This window comes from Pseudomonas sp. Q1 (genome assembly GCF_009935975.1).
Lineage (GTDB): Bacteria > Pseudomonadota > Gammaproteobacteria > Pseudomonadales > Pseudomonadaceae > Aquipseudomonas > Aquipseudomonas palleroniana.
This window is the reverse complement of record NZ_QODI01000065.1, coordinates 1-657: the sequence shown is the minus strand read 5'-3', so window position 1 is coordinate 657 and position 657 is coordinate 1. Positions and strand designations below refer to the sequence as shown.

Here is a 657-nt window from a genome sequence, read left to right as displayed (position 1 = left end):
GCTCCATTTGACGACTAAAGCTAATATCTACGTAACCGTCACCGTCCTCATAGTCACAGTATTCAGTGACGTTAAGCATGCGAACCCCTTTACCGCTAGGTTTCTTCCAAGGCCGATCTCCTTGACGAGCTATAGGCGGTAAAAGTTGATCTTTTGGGATTCCTATTATCTGTTTCTGTAAATCCAACGTAGCGGATTTTAGTTGTTCGTAGGCTGTATTCATTTCCAGCTTAGCTATTTTTGCATACTCACTAGCGTATATACGAAACACTTGGCCTTGTTTTACTATCTTTTTAGAGTCAAGTTGAGCAATAGCCATAAATAAAACGCGCCTAGATGATAAGGGCATCTTAGATAGTGTTTTGTTTATATCAGTTTTATGCCGAACTTTTGTTTTACTCGATACGTTGGTTAATTTCATAGGTGTACTTTGTTTTTTTAATCACACACCTACTTTATAGGTGTGTTGCTGACTTTGTCAATATACACCCGTGTAAAAGAGGTGGGTTTTTATCCACATGACTCGGTAGACGCACACCTTTAACTCGGTAGACGCACACCTTAACTCGGTAGACGCACACCTTTAACTCGGTAGACGCACACCTTTAACTCGGTAGACGCACACCTTTAAAATTTATTCTTTATAATTTACAATAG

Annotated in this window: 1 protein-coding gene; it reads right to left on the bottom strand. The window is 39.6% G+C overall.

Going from position 1 to position 657, the window contains the following annotated elements; translation table 11 throughout:
- On the bottom strand, positions 1 to 421 hold a 421-nt coding region (locus tag DK870_RS29150; RefSeq protein WP_161550431.1), incomplete at its 3' end, for a replication initiation protein.
- Positions 422 to 657 lie beyond the last annotated feature (236 nt).